At 73.1% G+C, this 17,525-nt stretch carries 22 protein-coding genes and 1 pseudogene; 11 read left to right on the plus strand and 12 right to left on the minus strand.

Features of this window, described 5'->3' with window-relative positions; translation table 11 throughout:
- Positions 1-28 precede the first annotated feature (28 nt).
- Positions 29-1,492 (plus strand): argininosuccinate lyase, encoded by a 1,464-nt coding sequence (argH, locus tag GA0070216_RS30305; RefSeq protein WP_091253249.1) that lies wholly within the window; start codon positions 29-31, stop codon positions 1,490-1,492.
- A 151-nt stretch (positions 1,493-1,643) separates the two neighbouring features.
- On the opposite strand, the gene GA0070216_RS30310 is transcribed toward argH, so the two are convergent.
- Both GA0070216_RS30310 and GA0070216_RS30315 read right to left on the minus strand, forming a co-directional pair.
- A complete protein-coding gene (locus GA0070216_RS30310; protein ID WP_091253252.1) occupies positions 1,644-1,994 on the minus strand; it encodes an MmcQ/YjbR family DNA-binding protein in 351 nt (116 codons plus the stop codon).
- A 525-nt stretch (positions 1,995-2,519) separates the two neighbouring features.
- Positions 2,520-2,945 (minus strand): DNA-binding protein, encoded by a 426-nt coding sequence (locus tag GA0070216_RS30315; protein ID WP_091253292.1) that lies wholly within the window; start codon positions 2,943-2,945, stop codon positions 2,520-2,522.
- Between the two features lie 171 nt (positions 2,946-3,116).
- Between GA0070216_RS30315 and GA0070216_RS30320 the strand changes: the two genes are divergently transcribed.
- The 4 genes from GA0070216_RS30320 to GA0070216_RS30335 all read left to right on the plus strand — a co-directional run bounded on the left by GA0070216_RS30320 (position 3,117) and on the right by GA0070216_RS30335 (position 6,154).
- On the plus strand, positions 3,117-3,722 hold the full coding sequence (locus tag GA0070216_RS30320; RefSeq protein WP_091253255.1) for a DNA-3-methyladenine glycosylase: 606 nt from the start codon (positions 3,117-3,119) through the stop codon (positions 3,720-3,722).
- A gap of 120 nt (positions 3,723-3,842) precedes the next feature.
- Positions 3,843-4,277 (plus strand): hypothetical protein, encoded by a 435-nt coding sequence (locus GA0070216_RS30325; RefSeq protein WP_091253257.1) that lies wholly within the window; start codon positions 3,843-3,845, stop codon positions 4,275-4,277.
- 111 nt (positions 4,278-4,388) lie between these two features.
- Entirely contained in the window at positions 4,389-5,534 is a 1,146-nt protein-coding gene (locus GA0070216_RS30330) for an LLM class flavin-dependent oxidoreductase (RefSeq protein ID WP_091253259.1), read from the plus strand.
- The gene (locus tag GA0070216_RS30335; protein ID WP_091253261.1) at positions 5,531-6,154 is read left to right on the plus strand and encodes an FMN reductase; all 624 of its coding nucleotides are present in this window, start codon (positions 5,531-5,533) and stop codon (positions 6,152-6,154) included. Before GA0070216_RS30330 ends, GA0070216_RS30335 begins: the two co-directional genes overlap by 4 nt.
- A gap of 93 nt (positions 6,155-6,247) precedes the next feature.
- On the opposite strand, the gene GA0070216_RS30340 is transcribed toward GA0070216_RS30335, so the two are convergent.
- Positions 6,248-7,120, minus strand: coding sequence for a universal stress protein (locus GA0070216_RS30340; RefSeq protein ID WP_091253263.1), 873 nt, complete (start codon positions 7,118-7,120; stop codon positions 6,248-6,250).
- A 74-nt stretch (positions 7,121-7,194) separates the two neighbouring features.
- On the opposite strand from GA0070216_RS30340, the gene GA0070216_RS30345 reads away from it, so the two are divergent.
- Complete coding sequence (locus tag GA0070216_RS30345; RefSeq protein ID WP_141723245.1) at positions 7,195-7,404, plus strand: hypothetical protein; 210 nt, start codon at positions 7,195-7,197, stop codon at positions 7,402-7,404.
- Here the strand turns inward: GA0070216_RS30345 and GA0070216_RS36735 are convergent.
- Positions 7,403-7,708 (minus strand): annotated as a pseudogene (locus GA0070216_RS36735) (hypothetical protein); the annotation flags it as partial. The gene GA0070216_RS30345 and the pseudogene GA0070216_RS36735 overlap by 2 nt on opposite strands.
- Positions 7,705-7,881, minus strand: coding sequence for a hypothetical protein (locus GA0070216_RS34850; protein ID WP_176739215.1), 177 nt, complete (start codon positions 7,879-7,881; stop codon positions 7,705-7,707). The gene GA0070216_RS34850 and the pseudogene GA0070216_RS36735, both read right to left, overlap by 4 nt.
- A gap of 231 nt (positions 7,882-8,112) precedes the next feature.
- Here GA0070216_RS34850 and GA0070216_RS30355 point away from each other — a divergent pair, with 231 nt between their 5' ends.
- Positions 8,113-8,334: a helix-turn-helix transcriptional regulator gene (locus tag GA0070216_RS30355; RefSeq protein ID WP_091253265.1), complete on the plus strand. Its 222-nt coding sequence runs from the start codon at positions 8,113-8,115 to the stop codon at positions 8,332-8,334.
- Between the two features lie 31 nt (positions 8,335-8,365).
- On the opposite strand, the gene pflA is transcribed toward GA0070216_RS30355, so the two are convergent.
- The 3 genes from pflA to GA0070216_RS30370 all read right to left on the minus strand — a co-directional run bounded on the left by pflA (position 8,366) and on the right by GA0070216_RS30370 (position 9,984).
- The gene (pflA, locus tag GA0070216_RS30360; RefSeq protein WP_245722836.1) at positions 8,366-9,148 is read right to left on the minus strand and encodes a pyruvate formate-lyase-activating protein; all 783 of its coding nucleotides are present in this window, start codon (positions 9,146-9,148) and stop codon (positions 8,366-8,368) included.
- Positions 9,145-9,390, minus strand: coding sequence for a hypothetical protein (locus GA0070216_RS30365; protein WP_245722837.1), 246 nt, complete (start codon positions 9,388-9,390; stop codon positions 9,145-9,147). The genes pflA and GA0070216_RS30365 overlap by 4 nt, the downstream gene beginning before the upstream one ends.
- Positions 9,391-9,531: 141 nt before the next feature.
- A complete protein-coding gene (locus GA0070216_RS30370; protein WP_091253267.1) occupies positions 9,532-9,984 on the minus strand; it encodes a hypothetical protein in 453 nt (150 codons plus the stop codon).
- 135 nt (positions 9,985-10,119) lie between these two features.
- Between GA0070216_RS30370 and GA0070216_RS30375 the strand changes: the two genes are divergently transcribed.
- The 3 genes from GA0070216_RS30375 (at position 10,120) to GA0070216_RS30385 (ending at position 12,840) form a co-directional block, all read left to right on the plus strand.
- Complete coding sequence (locus tag GA0070216_RS30375; protein WP_091253269.1) at positions 10,120-10,623, plus strand: GNAT family N-acetyltransferase; 504 nt, start codon at positions 10,120-10,122, stop codon at positions 10,621-10,623.
- A gap of 9 nt (positions 10,624-10,632) precedes the next feature.
- Positions 10,633-11,268, plus strand: a complete 636-nt coding sequence (locus tag GA0070216_RS30380; protein WP_091253272.1) for a hypothetical protein — start codon at positions 10,633-10,635, stop codon at positions 11,266-11,268.
- A 249-nt stretch (positions 11,269-11,517) separates the two neighbouring features.
- Positions 11,518-12,840, plus strand: coding sequence for a hemolysin family protein (locus GA0070216_RS30385; protein ID WP_245722838.1), 1,323 nt, complete (start codon positions 11,518-11,520; stop codon positions 12,838-12,840).
- Positions 12,841-12,908: 68 nt separating this feature from the next.
- Here the strand turns inward: GA0070216_RS30385 and GA0070216_RS30390 are convergent, their stop codons facing one another.
- From GA0070216_RS30390 to GA0070216_RS30405, 4 genes are all read right to left on the minus strand, one after another.
- Positions 12,909-13,226 carry a hypothetical protein gene (locus GA0070216_RS30390; protein ID WP_091253274.1) on the minus strand — a complete coding sequence of 106 codons (318 nt, stop codon included), beginning with the start codon at positions 13,224-13,226 and terminating at the stop codon, positions 12,909-12,911.
- Positions 13,213-13,590, minus strand: a complete 378-nt coding sequence (locus tag GA0070216_RS30395) for a hypothetical protein (protein ID WP_091253276.1) — start codon at positions 13,588-13,590, stop codon at positions 13,213-13,215. The genes GA0070216_RS30390 and GA0070216_RS30395 overlap by 14 nt, the downstream gene beginning before the upstream one ends.
- Entirely contained in the window at positions 13,587-14,861 is a 1,275-nt protein-coding gene (locus GA0070216_RS30400) for an NRAMP family divalent metal transporter (protein ID WP_091253278.1), read from the minus strand. The genes GA0070216_RS30395 and GA0070216_RS30400 overlap by 4 nt, the downstream gene beginning before the upstream one ends.
- Positions 14,862-15,025: 164 nt before the next feature.
- Positions 15,026-15,400: a PaaI family thioesterase gene (locus GA0070216_RS30405; protein WP_176739218.1), complete on the minus strand. Its 375-nt coding sequence runs from the start codon at positions 15,398-15,400 to the stop codon at positions 15,026-15,028.
- 116 nt (positions 15,401-15,516) lie between these two features.
- Between GA0070216_RS30405 and tyrS the strand changes: the two genes are divergently transcribed.
- A complete protein-coding gene (tyrS, locus tag GA0070216_RS30410) occupies positions 15,517-16,803 on the plus strand; it encodes a tyrosine--tRNA ligase (protein WP_091253297.1) in 1,287 nt (428 codons plus the stop codon).
- Positions 16,804-17,525 lie beyond the last annotated feature (722 nt).

Consider the following 17,525-nt stretch of genomic DNA (forward strand, 5'->3'; position numbering starts at 1 on the left):
CGGGAAGCGAAAGGTGAGCACTGCCAGAATGAGCGGCGTGGACGACAAGAGCCTGACCGAGAACAGCGCCGCGACGAACCGGACGAGCCTGTGGGGTGGCCGGTTCGCCGGTGGCCCCGCCGAGGCCCTGGCGCGGCTGTCGGTGAGCGTCCAGTTCGACTGGCGTCTCGCCCCGTACGACATCGCGGGCTCCCGGGCGCATGCCCGGGTGCTGGCGGGCGCGGGGCTGCTCGACCCCGACGAGCTGGGGCGCATCCTGGCGGCGTTGGACGACCTGGAGGCGGCCTGCGCCTCCGGGCAGTTCCGCCCGACCATCGACGACGAGGACGTGCACACCGCGCTGGAGCGGGGCCTGCTGGAGCGGCTCGGCAGCCTCGGCGGCAAGCTGCGGGCCGGCCGGTCCCGCAACGACCAGGTCGCCACCGACCTGCGGCTCTACCTGCGCGACCACGCGCGGGGGGTGGCCGCCCGGCTGGTGGAGCTGGCCGAGGCCCTGGTCGAGCAGGCGGAACGGCACATCGACACCGCAGCGCCCGGGATGACCCACCTCCAGCACGCCCAGCCGGTCACCTTCGGGCACTGGCTGCTGGCCCACGTCCAGCCGCTGCTGCGCGACCTGGAACGGCTGCGCGACTGGGACCACCGTACGGCGATCAGCCCGCTCGGTGCGGGCGCGCTGGCCGGCTCCGGCCTGCCGCTGGACCCGGTGGCCGTCTCCAAGGAGCTGGGCTTCCGGACCTCCTTCGCCAACTCGATGGACGCGGTCGCCGACCGGGACTTCGTCGCCGAGTTCCTCTTCGTCACCGCGCTGGTCGGGGTGCACCTGTCCCGCCTCGGTGAGGAGGTGGTGCTCTGGACGTCGCACGAGTTCGGCTGGGTCGAGCTGGACGACGCCTTCGCCACCGGCTCGTCGATCATGCCGCAGAAGAAGAACGCGGACATCGCCGAGCTGGCCCGGGGCAAGTCCGGCCGGTTGGTCGGCGGGTTGATGAGCGTGCTCACCATGCTCAAGGGCCTGCCGCTGGCCTACGACCGGGACATGCAGGAGGACAAGGAGCCGGCGTTCGACGCGGTCGACACCCTGGAGCTGCTGCTCCCGGCGCTGGCCGGGATGATCTCCACGATGACCGTCCGGGTGGACCGCCTGGTCGCCGCCGCACCGGTGGGCTTCTCGCTCGCCACCGAGGTTGCCGACTGGCTGGTCCGGCGCAACGTGCCGTTCCGCGACGCGCACGAGATCACCGGCAAACTGGTGGCGCTCTGCGCGGCCCGCGACTGCGCCCTCGACGAGGTCTCCGACGCGGACCTGGCGGCGGTCAGCGAGCACCTCGACCCGTCGGTGCGTGACGTGCTGTCGGTCCGTTCGGCGCTGGCGGCCCGGATCACCCCCGGCTCCACCGGCCCCGGCCCGGTCGCCGACCAGCTCGCCGCCGCGGCGGACCAGCTCACCGGCTGGCGGGAGTGGGCCGCCGAGCGGGTCGTGCCCCGCTGACCTGACACGCGCCGGTCGTCCGTCGTCCCGCCCTGCGGGGCACGGGCGACCAGGCGCGGTCCGTGCCGGCCTGCCGTGCGGACGCCCCCGCCGTGGGGTTGGCCTCCGGGTGCGGAGCCCACACCGGGACGGTCGTCCGGGTGGCCGGTGGTCAGGTGGGGCGCTCGCGCCGGGGCAGCTTCGCCACCACCGCCTCGTACGAGCCGTCCACCGCCTCGACCAGGTCGTCGTCGGGGATGCCGCCGCCCAGGTCGAGTGAGTTCCAGCCGGATCGACCGACGTAGGGCATCGGCCGGGCGTCGGCGGGGAACCGGTGCAGCCACTCGTCGGCGACCTCGCGGCTCGGGCCGCACTTCACCCCGACCCGGTCGGTGCCGTCGGGTGCGCCGAGGAACGCGAAGATCCGACTGCCGACCTTCACCACCTCGTCGTCCTCCCAGGGCCGGTCCAGCCAGGCGCCCGGCTTGCCGAGGCAGTACGCCAGCATCTCCTCGCGCGTCATCGCGTCCTCCCGGTGCAGTGTCGTCGGCCCAGTCTCGCCGAACCGGCCCGCTCCGGCTGGTCGGCCGAAGTGCGACCTGCCGGTGCTGCGGCCTGGCCGGCATGAGCGAAGCCGATGGCGCTCCCGGCGCCGGGGGCCGGTCGTTGCCGTCGGGCTCCCCGTCGCGGGCGGGCCGCCCCATCGCCGGGCTCGCCTTCGCGGCGGCTGTAGCCGTCGTGCCTTGCCTTCGTCGTGCTCGTCGGTTGCGGTGCGTGAGCGAGCACCCTCCGCTACGGAGAGCAACGTCTCTCCCGCAGGCATCTCGACACCTTCTCCTCCTTTGCTCTGCTGCCCGTTCCGCACCACGTCGCTGGCCAGGTGAATTGTGGGAGCCCTCGATGACGACTCGGCACAGTGATGGTGACGCTAAGTGCCTGTCGCGTCGAGGTCAGCAGAGCAAAGTGGCGGCAGGGGGGTGATGGGTGGTCGCACGTTGACTACTCTCAGTTCTGAACGGCGCGGGTGCGGACCCGCGTACCCACCGGGTCAGGCGGTCTCAGCGGGTGAGGCGGTGCGGGCGGCCAGGCGTTCGTGGCGCTGCTTGGCCGCCTGGGCGCTGCCCAGGCCGAGCCCGAACGCAATCGCCTGCCAGGTCAGTCCGCGGGCACGGGCCATCGTCAGCAGCCCCACCTCCAGCGCGTCGAGTTCGGCGCGCAGGTGCGGCAACAGGGTCAGCGCGGCGGTGAGGTCCGCGTCGTCGACGGGCTCCTCGTCGGTCTCCCGCATCGCCCCGCCGGCGGCAAGCGCGGTGACCACGGAGACGGCCTCCCACGGGTCGGCCAGGTACGGGTTGGTGTGCCGTCGTCGTCGTGCGTCGGTGTCGGCGTGCCGCGTGCTGATCCGGTGTAGCGCGGCGTAGGTCCGCTCGGCTCGCGCGCGTGCCGCGTCAGGTGCGCTGAAGGTGTCGGTCATGGCACCCATTTCAAGCTGAAAACGATCCGTTGTCAACATTTCGTTTAAGAAACTCTGCAGGCGTGCCCGCCGTGACGACCGGCCGGCAGGATGGCGCGTGCCTGCAGCGGATCGCGGCGGGAACGCGGTCCTCGGTTTGCCGATCTTCCCCAGGTGCCGTTACCTGGAGCGGTGGACTACCCGTGGCTGCACGCCCCCGCCGCCGAGGTGGCCGAGACGGCGCGCACGCTGCTCGGCTGGGAACTCGCCGCCGGTGGCGTCCGGATCAGGCTGACCGAGGTCGAGGCGTACGCGGGCACCGGCGAGGACCCGGCATCGCACGCCCACCGGGGCCCCACCCCCCGGACCCGGGTGATGTTCGGGCCAGCCGGGCACGCCTACACGTACTTCGTGTTCGGCATGCACTGGTGTCTCAACATCGTCTGCGGTGGCGAGGGGGAGGCAGCGGCCGTCCTGCTGCGGGCCGGTGTGGTGGTCGACGGGCTGCCGGCGGCCCGCGCGCGCCGGGGGGACGTTGCCGACCGGGACCTGGCCCGGGGGCCGGCCCGGCTGACCGTCGCGCTCGGCGTCACCGCGTCGGCGAACGGCACCTGCGTGCTCGACGGGAGTGGTCCCCTGCTGCTGAGCCCGCCGACCCGCCCGGTCACCCGCCTGGAGGTCTCCGCCGGCCCCCGGGTCGGGGTGGCCGCCGCCCACGACGTGCCGTGGCGTTTCTGGATCACCGGCGACCCGACGGTCAGCCCCTACCGCCGGCATGTGCCCCGACGGCGCACCTGACCCGGGCCTGTGGGTTCGACGTGGTTCTCCGCTGCCGTGGCGTAGGACGCCGTGTGGGGCGTCCGTCCCGGGCGAAATTGGTTAGCATTCGCGCTTGTTGCGAGGGTGGAGGTAACGGAGATGGACGCACATGATGCCGGCGCGTTGGTCGGTCGGCTGGCCTGCGTGGCCATTCCGCTGGTGGTGATGCTGGTGCTGGCGGCGGTCGTCGTGACGGCGGTGCAGCTCAGCCGCCGTCGTCCGACCCCGCCCCCGAACCGGCCGTGGCCTCCCGCCGACCCGGCCCGGTACGGCCCGCCGCACCCCGGCCCGCCGCACCCCGGCCCGCCGCACCCCGGTCCGCCGTCGGCGGCTCCGTCCCACGAGGGCCCGCCGACCGCAACGTCCGACGACGGTCCGCCACCGACCGCCACGTCCCACGACGGCACGTCCCAGGCTGGCCCGTCCCAGGCTGGCCCGTCCCACGAAGGCCCGCCGCCTGCCGCACCGGACCAGGCGGGTTCCGGAGTGCCGAAGGAGGGCGAGGGGCCGGTGGGCCCGACACCGCCGGGGTGACCGAAGCCACCCCGGTCCGGGCGGCGGCGGAATAGTTGACTCAGCAACTATGTTGTGCGCGACGTCCGGGTACCACGAAAGGCCCGGTATCTCAGACGCGAGGAGCTGGTCATGCAGTTCGGAGTCTTCACCGTAGGCGATGTCACGGTCGACCCGACCACCGGACGGGAGCCGACCGAGCACGAGCGGATCAAGGCGATGGTGGCGATCGCCCTCAAGGCCGAAGAGGTCGGTCTGGACGTCTTCGCCACCGGTGAGCACCACAACCGCCCGTTCGTCCCCTCCTCGCCCACGACGATGCTGGGGCACATCGCCGCCCGCACCGAGCGGCTGCTGCTGTCCACCGCGACCACGCTGATCACCACCAACGACCCGGTGAAGATCGCCGAGGACTACGCCATGCTCCAGCACCTGGCCGACGGCCGGGTGGACCTGATGATGGGGCGCGGCAACACCGGGCCGGTCTACCCGTGGTTCGGGCAGGACATCCGCAACGGCATCCGGCTGGCCGTCGAGAACTACGAGCTGCTGCACCGGCTCTGGCGCGAGGACGTGGTCGACTGGCAGGGCAAGTTCCGCACCCCGTTGCAGTCGTTCACCTCGACCCCGCGCCCGCTCGACGACGTCCCGCCGTTCGTCTGGCACGGCTCGATCCGCAGCCCGGAGATCGCCGAGCAGGCCGCGTACTACGGTGACGGTTTCTTCGCCAACCACATCTTCTGGCCCAAGGAGCACACCCAGCGGATGGTCGGCCTCTACCGGCAGCGCTTCGCCCACTACGGCCACGGCTCGCCCGAGCAGGCCATCGTGGGGCTCGGCGGTCAGGTGTTCATGCGGCGCAACTCGCAGGACGCCGTGCGCGAGTTCCGGCCGTACTTCGACAACGCGCCGGTCTACGGGCACGGGCCGTCGATGGAGGAGTTCACCCGGGAGACCCCGTTGACCGTGGGCAGCCCGCAGCAGGTCATCGACCGGACCCTCGGTTTCCGGGAGTACGTCGGTGACTACCAGCGCCAGCTGTTCCTGCTCGACCACGCGGGGCTGCCCCTGAAGACGGTGCTGGAGCAGCTCGACCTGCTCGGCGAGGAGGTCGTACCCGTGCTGCGCAAGGAGTTCGCCGCGCTGCGCCCGGCGCACGTGCCGGTCGCGCCCACCCACGCCTCGCTGGTCGCCGCCCGCGACGCCGCCGACCGGGCGGCCGCCGACCCGGCCGGCACCGGTGACCTGGGCGGTGCCGGGGCGGAGGGGGTCCGATGACCCGGCGCACCCTGGCCGTGGTGTCGGCGGGGCTGAGTCAGCCGTCGTCCACCCGGCTGCTCGCCGACCAGCTCGCCGCGGCCGCCCGCGACGAGCTGGTCCGGCGCGGCGACGAGGTGGAGTTGCGGGTGGTGGAGCTGCGCGACCGCGCCCACGACGTGGTGAACAACCTGCTCACCGGTTTCCCGTCGCCGGAGCTGCGGGCCGCCCTCGACGCGGTGACCGGCGCCGACGGCATCGTCGCCGTCACGCCGATCTTCAACGCGTCGTACAACGGGCTGTTCAAGTCCTTCTTCGACGTGGTGGACGCCCAGGCGCTGGTCGACCGGCCGGTGCTGATCGGCGCGACCGGCGGCACCGCCCGGCACTCCCTCGCCCTGGAGCACGCCGTCCGGCCGATGTTCGGCTACCTGCGCGCGGTGGTGCTGCCGACGTCGGTCTTCGCCGCCCCGGAGGACTGGTCCGGCGGCACCGCCGAGGGGGCGTTGCGGGCCCGCATCGACCGCGCCGGCCGGGAGTTGGCCGACCAGGTCGACCGGCGGCCACCGGCCACCGGCCCGGCCGACCCGTTCGCCCTCACCACCGACTTCGCCCAGCTCCTGGGCAGCCGGGAGGGCTGACCGCACCGGCAGTCGGGGCGGGCCGTCCGCATCAGCGACCGTCGGGCTGGCCTGCGCCGGCGCGGCGGTCCTGCGGCGGCTGTCCGGGTGACCTCACCGGTACGGGTGGGCCACCAGCACCGGGCAGTGGGCGTGCTGCACGACCGCCTGGCTGACCGAGCCCAGCAACAGGCCGGTGAAACCGCCCCGCCCCCGGGTGCCGACGGCCAGCAGCGACGCCGTGCCGCTCGCCTCGACCAGGCCCTGCGTCACCCCGACCGCCCGGACCGGATGCTCCCGCAGCACCACGTCCGGGTGGTCGGCGCGGACGGCGGCGGACGCCTCGGCGAGCAGCCGGACCGCGTGCGCCTGGTACGCCGCCTCGGACTCCGCCACCTCGTCGGGCACCTCCCGGTCCTGCGGGGCGGGGCCGACGTGCACCAGCACCAGCGGCACCTCCCGCCGGACCGCCTCGGCGGCGGCCTGCTCGGCGGCCACCCCGGCGGCCGGCGAGCCGTCCACCCCCACCAGCACCGGCCCGTCCACGCCGATCGGCAACGTCTCCGGGCGGACCACCAGCACCGGGCAGTGCGCGTGCGCGGCGACCTGCGCGCCGACCGAGCCGAGCAGCAACCCGGTGAAACCGCCCAGGCCCCGGCTGCCCACCACCACCAGATCGGCCCGGCGGGACTCCTCGACCAGCGTCGCGCCCGCCCCACCGGCGACCTGACGCACCTGCACCGTCAGCCCCGACCACCGGTCGGCCAGTTCGGCGGCGGTCCGCTCCAACATCCGCTGCGCCTCCTCCGAGGGTGCCGGCACCCCCAGGTCGTACGGGTTCAGCGGCACGCCGTAGCCGAGCGGGTGCAGGTAGCCGTGCACCAGGTGCAGCGGCGCGGAGCGCAGCACCGCCGCGTGCGCGGCCTGCTCCACGGCGGCCAGGCTGGTCGGCGATCCGTCCACCCCCACCACTACCGGTCGGTTCATCAGCCCTCCCAGGATCGGTTCAGCCCATTGTCGACGTACCGGACCGCACCCGCCGGCAGGCGACCCGGCCGGGCGTGCCGCTGTCCGCTGGCACCCCGGTCTCCGTCTGGAGGAACGTCACCGTGGAGTTCACCGCCGAGGGGGTACGCCGGCTGATGGCGGCCGACGACGCCCTGGGCCGGCAGCTCACCACCCGGTTCATGAGCGTGGTGGTGGACCGGCTCCAGGCCTCCCGGGGCCGCCTGCTCGACCTGTACGGCTACCCGACCTCGGCGGCGAGCTGACCCGGACCGGCGGCGACATCCCCGTCGGGGGCGACGTTCCCGACGGCGTCGGCCGGGACCGTCGCGGTGGTGGTGGCGCGTCGCGTCGGTGGATGACCAGTCCGGCGGGTTGGACGAAGATCGACCGTCGGGTCACCGCGTCGCCCTTGGCGTCGAGCCGGTAACCGTCGAGCCAGACCCAGCCGTCGTAGGTCGGCCAGTCGAGCACGCGGATCACCCGGAACCGGATCGGCCTGATGAACTGGATGCTGGCCGCGCGGGTGACTTCGATCAGGTCACCCGCCTTCGGCAGGGGCGCGGTCACCGCCTACCGAACACGGTGCGGTACCTGCGCCAGGTCCTGATCCGGGTGCGGGCGGCCTCCACCGCCGGGCAGAAGCCGGTCCCGGTGCACTTCTCGCACCGCGCGTTGCGGTGGTGGTCCAGGCAGCGCCAGGACAGTTCCACCAGGTACGGCACCTCGCGGTGTCCGCGCATTTCGCCTCCCGGGGGTGTCGGGGTCTTCGCGGCACCCCGCCCCACCGAGCCCAGCTCCACCAGGGCGGGGGCACCGCGTCACCGATTCCACACCGTCGGTCACCCCGTGTCAACGTTGGCGCGTCAACAAGGTTGCGTCGCTATAGACGTGCTCCGCTCGTCGTGGTCCCATTAGCGTGCAAGAGTGGTCGTGTCAACTACGGCACGCGCGCACTGTTCTACCTTGCTGGCATGACTGATGAGGTGCCGGGGCCACTCGTCGCCGCAGGCGAAATCCTGAAGATGTTGAATGTCAGCCGGTCGCGCTTCCGCGCCATCGCGCTGCATCCGAACTTCCCGAGCCCATTCCAGACGCTGTCGGTCGGCTCGGTGTGGCTGCGGTCCGACGTGGAGGCGTACATCCGGGAGCACCGCCGCCCCAAGCCGTCAGCGGACGAGGACGAGCAGGGCTGACCGTCCCCGACCGGGACGGCGGCGGGGTTGGTCAGGTGACGGTCAGGCCGCGCGCGGCGAACTGGCCCCGGACCCGGGCCACCAGCTCAGGGGTGGGAGGTTCCGTCCGCGCCAGCGGGAAGGCGAGCCCCAACTCGGCGTACTTGTGCGCGCCGAGCCGGTGGAACGGCAGCACCTCGACCCGCTGCACGGTGTCCAGCCCGGCGGCGAAGTCTGCGATCCCGGCCACGTTCTCCTCGGCGTCGGTGAGACCGGGCACCAGCACGAACCGTACCCAGATCGGGATGCCCCGCTCGGCGAGCCGCCGGCCGAAGCGCAGCGTCGGGGCGACGGACCCGGTGCGGGTGACCCGCCGGTAGGTCGCCGGGTCCCACGACTTGACGTCCAGCAGCACCAGGTCGGTGGCGTCGAGCAGGGCGTCGTCGGCGCGGACCCCGAGGAAACCGGAGGTGTCCAGCGCGGTGTGCAGGCCCAGGTCGTGGCAGCGGCGCAGCACCTCGCCGGTGAACCGGGGCTGCATCAACGGCTCACCGCCGCTGAGCGTCACCCCGCCACCGGCCACCGAGATGAACCGCCGGTACGGCTCGATCTCCGCCAGCAGTTCGTCCACCGTGCGGTGCCGGCCGCTGCGCCGGTACCAGGTGTCCGGGCTGTGGCAGTACCGGCAGCGCAGCGGGCAGCCGGCGAGGAAGGCCACGAACCGGGTCCCCGGCCCGTCCACCCCGACCGACACGTCCCACGAGTGCACCGCCCCGGTCGGCACGCCGTCGCCCCGCCCGGCGGTGGCGACGGCGTCGTCGGGCCGGACGTTCACAGCGACCCGTGGGACGGGGTGGCCGCGTCGATGTCGTACACGCCGCGCTGGCGCTCCTGCACGAACATCGACCGCAGCGTCCCCCAGACCTCCAGGGTGCGGCAGGTCGGCCCGGTGAGGAACGACGCGTCCCCGGTGTACGGCTCGTGGTTGTCCCGGACGAAGGCGGCCACGTCGACGGTGTCGCGCCAGGCGTCGCCGGTGAAGCCACGCCACGGGTGCAGAGGTGCGGTGCCGGTCATGATCGGTCCTTCCGCGGTGGTCGGGTCCGGCGGCCTGGGTCGCCGGGGTGTTTCGCCTGCGCCATCAGCCTCGTCGGGCCGGGACGCCCCGGGCAGAGGCGCAGGGCCGCACCGGCCCGGGACCAAAGACCCGTGGGGGCGTCAGCGCTGCACGACCAGTCGGCGGGCCCGCAGCAGCCGCGCCCACCACGGCCGGGGCGACGCCGGGCGCAGCGTGGGCACCCGCGCGCCGCGCAGGCTGACCCAGCCGCCGGGCCCCATGGTCACCGTGCCGATCGCCGGTGGCCGACGTCGTGCCACCACCGCCACCCCTGCGGTGACCAGGGCGACGACGGCAGCGCCGGCTGCGGCGGCGAGCACCCGGTCCGGGTCGGGCAGCGCCCGGTACCGGACCCGGCCGTCGGTGAGCACGAACGCGCCGACCGCCCGGCCGTCGCGGGTCACCGGCACCAGCGCGGCGGCCGGCGTGCCGGGCAGGGTCAGCACCGGCCCCACCGGCCCGACCGCCGTCGGCCCGGTCACCTCCACCGGGGTACGGGGTCCCGGCGGCGGCCCCAGCGGGGCCGGTCCGGTCGGGTTGAGGATCGCGGTCATGGGGTGCCTCCTGTCGCCGGCCGGAGTTGTCACCTCCTTGGTAGCAACGGGCGGGGGACCGCCGACAGGGCCGGACGGTACGCCGACCGGGCCACAGGTCCCGAGGTTGTCGGTGCCGGTGCGTATCCTCCGGCGATGACCGACGAGCTGTCCCTGCGGCCCGTGTGCGACGACGACCTCCCGCACTTCTTCGCCCACGAGCAGGACCCGGAGGCGGCCTGGATGGCGGCGTTCGGCCCGGCCGACCCGACCGACCGGGCGGTGTTCGACGCGCACTGGGCCCGCATCCGGGCCGACCCCCGGGTCGTCAACCGCACGGTGGTCGTCGACCGGGCGGTGGTCGGGCACGTCGCGGCCTTCCCGGTGGGCGAGCACACCGAGGTCAGCTACTGGATCGACCCGCGCCGCTGGGGGCGCGGCCACGCCACCGCCGCGCTGTCCGCCCTGCTGCGCGAGGTGCCGCACCGGCCGGTGCGGGCCCGCGCCGCGAAGGACAACCGGGCTTCCCTGGCGGTGCTGCGCAAGTGTGGCTTCGTGGTCGTCGGCGAGGACTCCGGATTCGCCGACGGCCGGGGTGTCGAGGTCGAGGAATGGCTGCTGGAGCTGCCCGCCGTCCCCGCTGACCAGGGCGGGCACTAGTCTCGCGGGGTGAACTGGCTCGAACTCGTCGGCTGGGCCGGCTCCGCGCTGCTGGTCTGGTCCCTGCTGCAGACCCGCATCCTGCGGCTACGCGCCCTCAATCTGGTCGGCTGCCTGATCCTGATCGGTTACAACGCCGCCGTGCAGGTCTGGCCGATGGTCGGCCTCAACGTGGTGCTCACCGCGATCAACGTGTGGTACCTCCGCGCGATGCTGGCCACCCGGCACGACGCGCAGACCTACCAGGTGGTCGAGGTGGGCGTGGGCGACCAGTTCCTGGCCCACACGCTGCGGGTGCACGCGGCCGACATCGCCCGGTTCAACCCCGACTTCCGGCCGCCCCCGGCCGACGCCGACCGGTCGGCGTTCCTGGTGGTCCGCGCCGACGAGGTGGTCGGGGTGGTGCTGTCACATGCCGAGGCGGACGGGATCGCCCAGATCGACCTGGACTACGTCACCCGGCGGTTCCGTGACTTCACCCCGGGCGAGTTTGTCTACCGCCGCAGCAGCCTGTTCACCGACCGGGGCTTCCGTCGGGTGGTCAGCCCGCCCGGCATGGTCGCCCCCTACTACCACCGGCTCGGCTTCCGCCCCGAGGGCGACGCGTACGTGCTCGACCTGCCGCCGGCCGCGGGGCGCGGCTGACCGCCGACCGCCGACCGCCGGGCGCGGGGGAGGGTGACCTCCGGCCGCCCCCGCCGGGCCGGCGGCCGGCCGGGAGCGCGATCGGTGCCGGGCCGCCGGAGGCGGGTTCACGCCCGGTCACCGATCATGGCCGCGCGGAGGGTTCGCGGACCGCGTGGTGGGGCACAGACTGGGCTACGCCGGGCGGGTCCTCCGCCCGGCGGCGTCGGCCCGTCGCCGGCGTTCACCGGCTGAGGGAGAGTGCCGGGCGTGCAGAGCTACTGGAGCCAGTTGGCCCTGGTCGGAGTCCTGGTGGTGCTCAACGCGATCTTCGCGGGCAGCGAGATGGCCCTGGTGTCGCTGCGGGACAGCCAGGTGCAGCGGTTGGAGCGCACCAGTCGGGCCGGCCGGGTGCTCGCCCGGCTCGCCAAGGACCCGAACCGCTTCCTCGCCACCATCCAGATCGGTATCACCCTGGCCGGGTTCCTGGCCTCGGCTGCCGCGGCCGTCTCGCTGGCCAAGCCGCTGGTGCCGCTGCTCGGCTTCCTCGGCGGCGCCGCCGAGACGGCGGCCATCGTGTTGGTGACCCTGGCGCTGACCTTCGTCACCCTGGTCTTCGGTGAGCTGGCCCCCAAGCGGATCGCGATGCAGCGCGCCGAACGGTGGGCGCTGCTGGTGGCCCGCCCGCTGGACATCCTGTCCAGCTTCACCCGGCCGGCGGTGTGGCTGCTCGGCGCGACCAGCGACCTGGTGGTCCGCTTCGCCGGGGTGGACCCCAAGCAGCAGCCCGACGAGATCGGCCCGGACGAGCTGCGCGACATCGTCGCCGGCAACCACGGCTTCACCAAGGAACAGCGGACGATCATCGCCGGCGCGGTGGAGATCGCCGACCGGCAGCTGCGCGCGGTGCTCGTACCCCGGTTGCAGGTCTTCACGCTCGACAGCGGGACCACCGCGGAGGCCGCCCGGCTGGTGCTGGCCGCCACCGGCCACTCCCGGGCGCCGGTGGTGCGGCACGGCGGCCTGGACGACGCGGTCGGGGTGATCCACCTGCGGGACCTGGTCGGGGTGCCGGACGACCGGCCGGTCGACGAGTGCGCCCGGCCGCCGATGCTGCTGCCCGACTCGCTGCCGGTGGTCGACGCGCTGCGTCAGTTCAAGGCGGAGCGGCAGCACATCGCCCTGGTGGTGGACGAGCGGGGCGCGGTCGACGGGATCGTCACCCTGGAAGACATCCTGGAGGAGATCGTCGGGGAGATCTACGACGAAACCGACCGGGACGTCCGCGCGGTGCGCACCGAGGCGGACGGGTCGCTGGTGATGCCCGGCACCTTCCCCGTGCACGACCTGACCGACATCGGCGTCGAGGTGCCCAACCGGCCGGCCGGTGACTACACCACCGTCGCCGGGATGGTGCTCTCCTGCCTCGGGCACATCCCCACGGTCGCGGGGGAGAGCGTCACCATCGACGGGTGGGAGATGACCGTCACCGGCGTCGACCGGCGCGCCATCTCCCAGATCCGGCTGCACCACGCCCCGACCACGTCCCCCACCGACGAGCAGGAACCCGTCCGCGACGAAGCCCACGCCTGACCTGCCGGCCGGCGGAGGGCAGCGCCTCCGGTCCCCGGCCGCGCGGCCCCGGGCCGGCGTCCGCGCGCTCAGTCCGGCGGGGACGGATCCCCGAACGGGAAGCCCGGGACCGGGGGGAGCAGTTGGATCTGGTCGGCGGGGAACTGGCGGGTGTCCCGGCTCAACGCCCGCGCGATCACCCGGATCAGCCAGGGGCCGGACGGGTGCCGTTGCGCCCCGATCAGCCGGCCCCACATCCGGCTCCACCAGTGGCCGGTCACCAGCACGTCGGTGAGCCGGAGCCGGCCGTCCGGGAAACCACCCCGCACCACCACGTCCACCACCCGCCCCAACCGCCGCCCGTGCAGGTCGTACGCGGTGCGGCCGAGCAGTTCACCCGCTCGCACGGTCGGCGCCCGGTATCCGGTCGATCAGGTGCCGCCGCAGCCAGGTCTCCACCGGCGGGCCGGGCAGCTCGTCGGCGCGGGCCCGCAGCCGGACCGCGCTGTCGATCCGGGCGACCTGGTCGACCGGGATGCGCAGCGGCGTCGACGCCCCCTCGGTGAACCGGTCGGCCAGCGCCACCAGCAACCGCCCCACCCGCCCGCCGATCCGCTGCCCGAGCGCCCCCTGCCCGGTCAGCAGGTACGCCACGTAGGGCACGCCCTGCGCGTCGAATGCGAACCCGACGTCGTCGACCTTGCCCAGCAGCAGCCCGTCGGCGTCGACGATCTGCCGGTCGAGCAGTTGCCGGGCGAGCTGGACCCTCACCGTCCCATCCCCGTCCCGACGGCCAACGGGATCGCGGCCACCGATGCCGCCACGATCACCAGCAGGAACACCGCACCGAGCAGGTTGAGCCACGGCCCGTTCACGTCGTCCCCCAGGTAGGTCCGGTCGTTGGCGACGATCAGGATCGGCAGGTACGTCAACGGCAGCACCACCGCGCTGGCGACCAGCATGTACTCGGTCAGCCGCACCGGGTCGACGGTGGTGAACAGCAGCAGCATCGCGGCCAGCACGCTGACCAGCAGCACGCTGTGGAACCGGGCGGCCTCCCGGGGGCTGACCCGTTTGCCCCACTGCCAACCGAAGTATTGCGCCGCCGCGTACGCCGCCGACAGCCCGGTCTCCAGCGCGGCCCCGAAGGTCACCGCGAAGAACGCCAGCGCGGCGACCGCCAGCCCCACCCCGCCGAACGCCAGCACCACCGGCCGGGCGACCTCGTCGAGGGTCGACAGCGACACCCCGCCCGGGTGGAAGACCACGGCGGCCGTGGCGACCAGCGACAACGCCAGCAGCCCGCCGACCGGGAAGCCGATCAGCACGCTCGACCGGGCATCGGCCAGATCGGCGGCGCTCCAGTTCTCCTCCACCCCGCCGGAGGAGAAGAAGAACACCTCGTACGGGCTGACGGTGGAGGCGAACAACGCCACCGCCACGAACCAGTACGCCCCCCAGCCCTGGCCGGCCGTGCCCGGGTGCAGGGCGCCGTGGCCGAGCGCCGCCCAGTCGGTCGGCAACCAGAACAGCGCCAGGGCGAAGACCAGCAGGGTCAGCCCGGCCAGCCCGAACACCCGCTCCATCAGCTGGAAGCGCATCCGCCACAGCACCAGCCACCCGGCGAACGCCGCGACCGGCACCCACAGCAGGTAGCTCACCCGGGAGGCCAGTTGCAGGGCCAACGCCACCCCGCCCAGCTCGGCGGCCAGGGTCAGCACCGTGACCAGGTAGGACGCCGCCAGGTTGAGCAGCGCGACGCGGGGACCCAGCCGTTCGCGGACCAGGTCGAACACCGCCCGGCCGCTGACCGCCGCGATCCGTCCGGCCATCTCCGCGTACGCGCAGATGCCGACCACCCCGAGCAGCAGCACCCAGGCGTGGGCCATGCCGAACCGGGCCCCCGCCTGGCTCGCCGCCACCAGGTCGCCGATGTCGACGAAGCCGCCGATGGCCGACAGCACCCCGAGGGTGGCGGCGAGGAGCTTCCCTCGGGCCGGCCGACGCCGGGACGCGGCTGTGCCACCCGGGAGTGCCCTCACGGGGGGACGGGATCGGCGGCGGTCATCGAGGCGACGATATCGGCGCAGGGAGCACCGTATCCGGCAAACCGGTCAGGCTTCTCGGGCCGCCGGGCCCGATGCTCCGCTGGTCGCCCTGCTCACCCCGCCGGGCCCGGACGTCCCGCTGGTCGCCCGGGGCGGAGTCAGTCCCGGGTGAGGTTCTGCAACCGGACCTGGCCCCGGGAGACCAACCGGCCCTCGGCGTCGGTGATCTCCACCTGCCAGAGCTGCTGGCTGCGTCCCCGGTGCACCGGGGTGCCGACCGCGACCAGCTCACCCTCGCGTACCGCACGCAGGAAGTCCGTCTGGTTGGACACCCCGACCACGCTGCCCCGGTCGCCGAGCCACAGCGTGCCGCCCACACTGCCGACGGTCTCCACCACCGTGCAGTAGACGCCGCCGTGCAGGATGCCGGCCGGCTGGTGCAGCTCCGGCCGGACCTTCCAGCGGATCACCACCCGGTCGCCGCTGGCCTCGTCGAACGTCAGCCCCAGCAGGCCGACCAGACCATCCGTCATCTCCGGGATCTCCACGGCTGTTCCTCCTCGTTGCACCGGCCCGGCCAGCCTAGCCGCGTCGCCGGCCGGCAAACCCGGTACGGCCCCAGGTCGGCAATGGGGGAGAATCGGTGACCGTGACCGACAGCAACCTCCCGCACGGGCGGGACTCCCTGACCGACGACCTGCGGTGGCGCGGCCTGATCCAGGACTCCACCGGCCCCGACGAACTGCGTGCGCTGCTCGACGACGGGGCGGCCACCTTCTATGTGGGCTTCGATCCGACCGCGCCCAGTCTGCACGTCGGCCACCTGATGCAGGTCACCACCGCCCGCCGGCTCCAGCTCGCGGGGCACCGTCCGCTGCTGCTGGTGGGCGGCGCCACCGGCCAGATCGGCGACCCGAAGGAGAGCGCCGAGCGCACCCTCAACCCGCCCGAGGTGGTGGCCGGTTGGGTGCAGCGCATCCGTGACCAGCTCGCGCCCTTCGTGTCGTACACCGGGGAGAACGCGGCGCAACTGGTCAACAACCTGGAGTGGACCGGCGAGATGTCGGTGGTCGAGTTCCTGCGCGACGTCGGCAAGCACTTCCCGGTCAACAAGATGCTGGCCCGCGAGGTGGTACGGGCCCGGCTGGAGACCGGCATCAGCTTCACCGAGTTCAGCTACCAGCTCCTCCAGGCCAACGACTTCTTCGAGCTGCACCGCCGGCACGGCTGCCAGCTCCAGTACGGCGGCTCGGACCAGTGGGGCAACATCACCGCCGGTGTCGACTACGTCCGTCGTCGGGGTGCCGGCCCGGTGCAGGCCTTCACCACCCCGCTGGTCACCCGGTCCGACGGCACGAAGTTCGGCAAGACCGAGGGCGGCGCGGTCTGGCTCGACCCCGAGATGACCAGCCCGTACGCCTTCTACCAGTTCTGGGTCAACGCCGACGACCGGGACGTCACCCGCTACCTGCGGTACTTCAGCTTCCGCTCCCGTGCGGAGCTGGAGGCGCTGGAGAAGGAGACGGCGGAACGGCCGGCGGCCCGCAGCGCCCAACGTGCCCTCGCCGAGGAACTCACCACCCTGGTCCACGGCGCGGAGGAGACCCGGCAGGCCGTCGCCGCCAGCCAGGCGCTCTTCGGCCGGGGCTCGCTGGACGACCTCGCCCCGGAGACGCTGCGTGCGGCGCTGAGCGAGGCCGGCCTGGTGCAGCTCACCGGCGAGTTGCCCGACGTGGCCGGGCTGCTGCGCGACTCGGGGCTGGTCGGTGGGCTCAAGGAGGCCCGTCGGGTGATCACCGAGGGCGGCGCGTACGTCAACAACCACCGGGTCACCGACGTCGACGCCACCGTCGACCCGGCGGACCTGTTGCACGGCCGCTACCTGGTGCTGCGTCGGGGCAAGCGCTCCTTCGCGGGGGTCGAGCTGCGCGGCTGACCCCGCCGTCCGACCTCCCGGCGGGATCGCACCCCGCCGGGAGGGACGGGCCGTTCGCGGGAGTGTGACGGGGGACGCATCCGTCGGATTTGACGATCAACTCGGCGGACGCGTAACTTTCTCTCTGCCAGCGCGGAACGGACGAACCAGGGCGAAAGCCCTGAAGGCCGGAGCGCGGCGTGAGGTGCCGACTGCGCGGAGTTGTCCGCCGCGGAGTACGGGCCGGGCGGTGCCCGGATCGGCCCAGGGCCGATTTGGTGGGGCGAAGCCGACCGGGTAACGTAGGACGCCGGCAGGGAACCGGGCGAGCGTGCGGGAGACCGCAGCGGCCGGCCTGGCGGAAATCGCGAGGGATTCCGGTGTGAGTCGGGGTGCTTTGTGGTGGGTGGGAAATGTGGTGGAAGTGGTGTGGATCGCTGCAGAGTGGTTTGACACGGCGGATATCACCGAGTAACGTAGTAAAAGTGCCTGGCGCGGAAGCGCGGGGTGCGGTGAGTGAGATACCCCAGGTCGGGGGTCCTGTTGGTCGGGGCTTTCGGGTGGTGTGTGGTTGTTCTTTGAGAACTCAACAGGGTGCTTGATAAGCCAGTGCCAATTATGATTTATACCCCGCACTGGGCAGACTTTCGGGTTTGTTTGGTGGGGATTCCTTTGGCAACATTTGTTTGTTGCCGGGATGGATTGTTCAACAGGTTTTTGTTGGAGAGTTTGATCCTGGCTCA

The organism is Micromonospora matsumotoense, from assembly GCF_900091525.1.
GTDB lineage: Bacteria > Actinomycetota > Actinomycetes > Mycobacteriales > Micromonosporaceae > Micromonospora > Micromonospora matsumotoensis.

Excerpts from the sequence above, each read along its gene's own strand:
- GA0070216_RS30335 (WP_091253261.1), top strand. The coding sequence starts at position 5,531 with ATGACCCGGCGCACCCTGGCCGTGGTGTCGGCGGGGCTGAGTCAGCCG.
- GA0070216_RS30310 (WP_091253252.1), bottom strand. The coding sequence starts at position 1,994 with ATGACGCGCGAGGAGATGCTGGCGTACTGCCTCGGCAAGCCGGGCGCC.
- GA0070216_RS30330 (WP_091253259.1), top strand. The coding sequence starts at position 4,389 with ATGCAGTTCGGAGTCTTCACCGTAGGCGATGTCACGGTCGACCCGACC.
- GA0070216_RS30375 (WP_091253269.1), top strand. The coding sequence starts at position 10,120 with ATGACCGACGAGCTGTCCCTGCGGCCCGTGTGCGACGACGACCTCCCG.
- GA0070216_RS30370 (WP_091253267.1), bottom strand. The coding sequence starts at position 9,984 with ATGACCGCGATCCTCAACCCGACCGGACCGGCCCCGCTGGGGCCGCCG.
- GA0070216_RS34850 (WP_176739215.1), bottom strand. The coding sequence starts at position 7,881 with ATGCGCGGACACCGCGAGGTGCCGTACCTGGTGGAACTGTCCTGGCGC.
- GA0070216_RS30355 (WP_091253265.1), top strand. The coding sequence starts at position 8,113 with ATGACTGATGAGGTGCCGGGGCCACTCGTCGCCGCAGGCGAAATCCTG.
- GA0070216_RS30365 (WP_245722837.1), bottom strand. The coding sequence starts at position 9,390 with ATGACCGGCACCGCACCTCTGCACCCGTGGCGTGGCTTCACCGGCGAC.
- argH (WP_091253249.1), top strand. The coding sequence starts at position 29 with ATGAGCGGCGTGGACGACAAGAGCCTGACCGAGAACAGCGCCGCGACG.
- GA0070216_RS30405 (WP_176739218.1), bottom strand. The coding sequence starts at position 15,400 with ATGACGGATGGTCTGGTCGGCCTGCTGGGGCTGACGTTCGACGAGGCC.
- GA0070216_RS30315 (WP_091253292.1), bottom strand. The coding sequence starts at position 2,945 with ATGACCGACACCTTCAGCGCACCTGACGCGGCACGCGCGCGAGCCGAG.
- GA0070216_RS30340 (WP_091253263.1), bottom strand. The coding sequence starts at position 7,120 with ATGAACCGACCGGTAGTGGTGGGGGTGGACGGATCGCCGACCAGCCTG.
- GA0070216_RS30325 (WP_091253257.1), top strand. The coding sequence starts at position 3,843 with ATGGACGCACATGATGCCGGCGCGTTGGTCGGTCGGCTGGCCTGCGTG.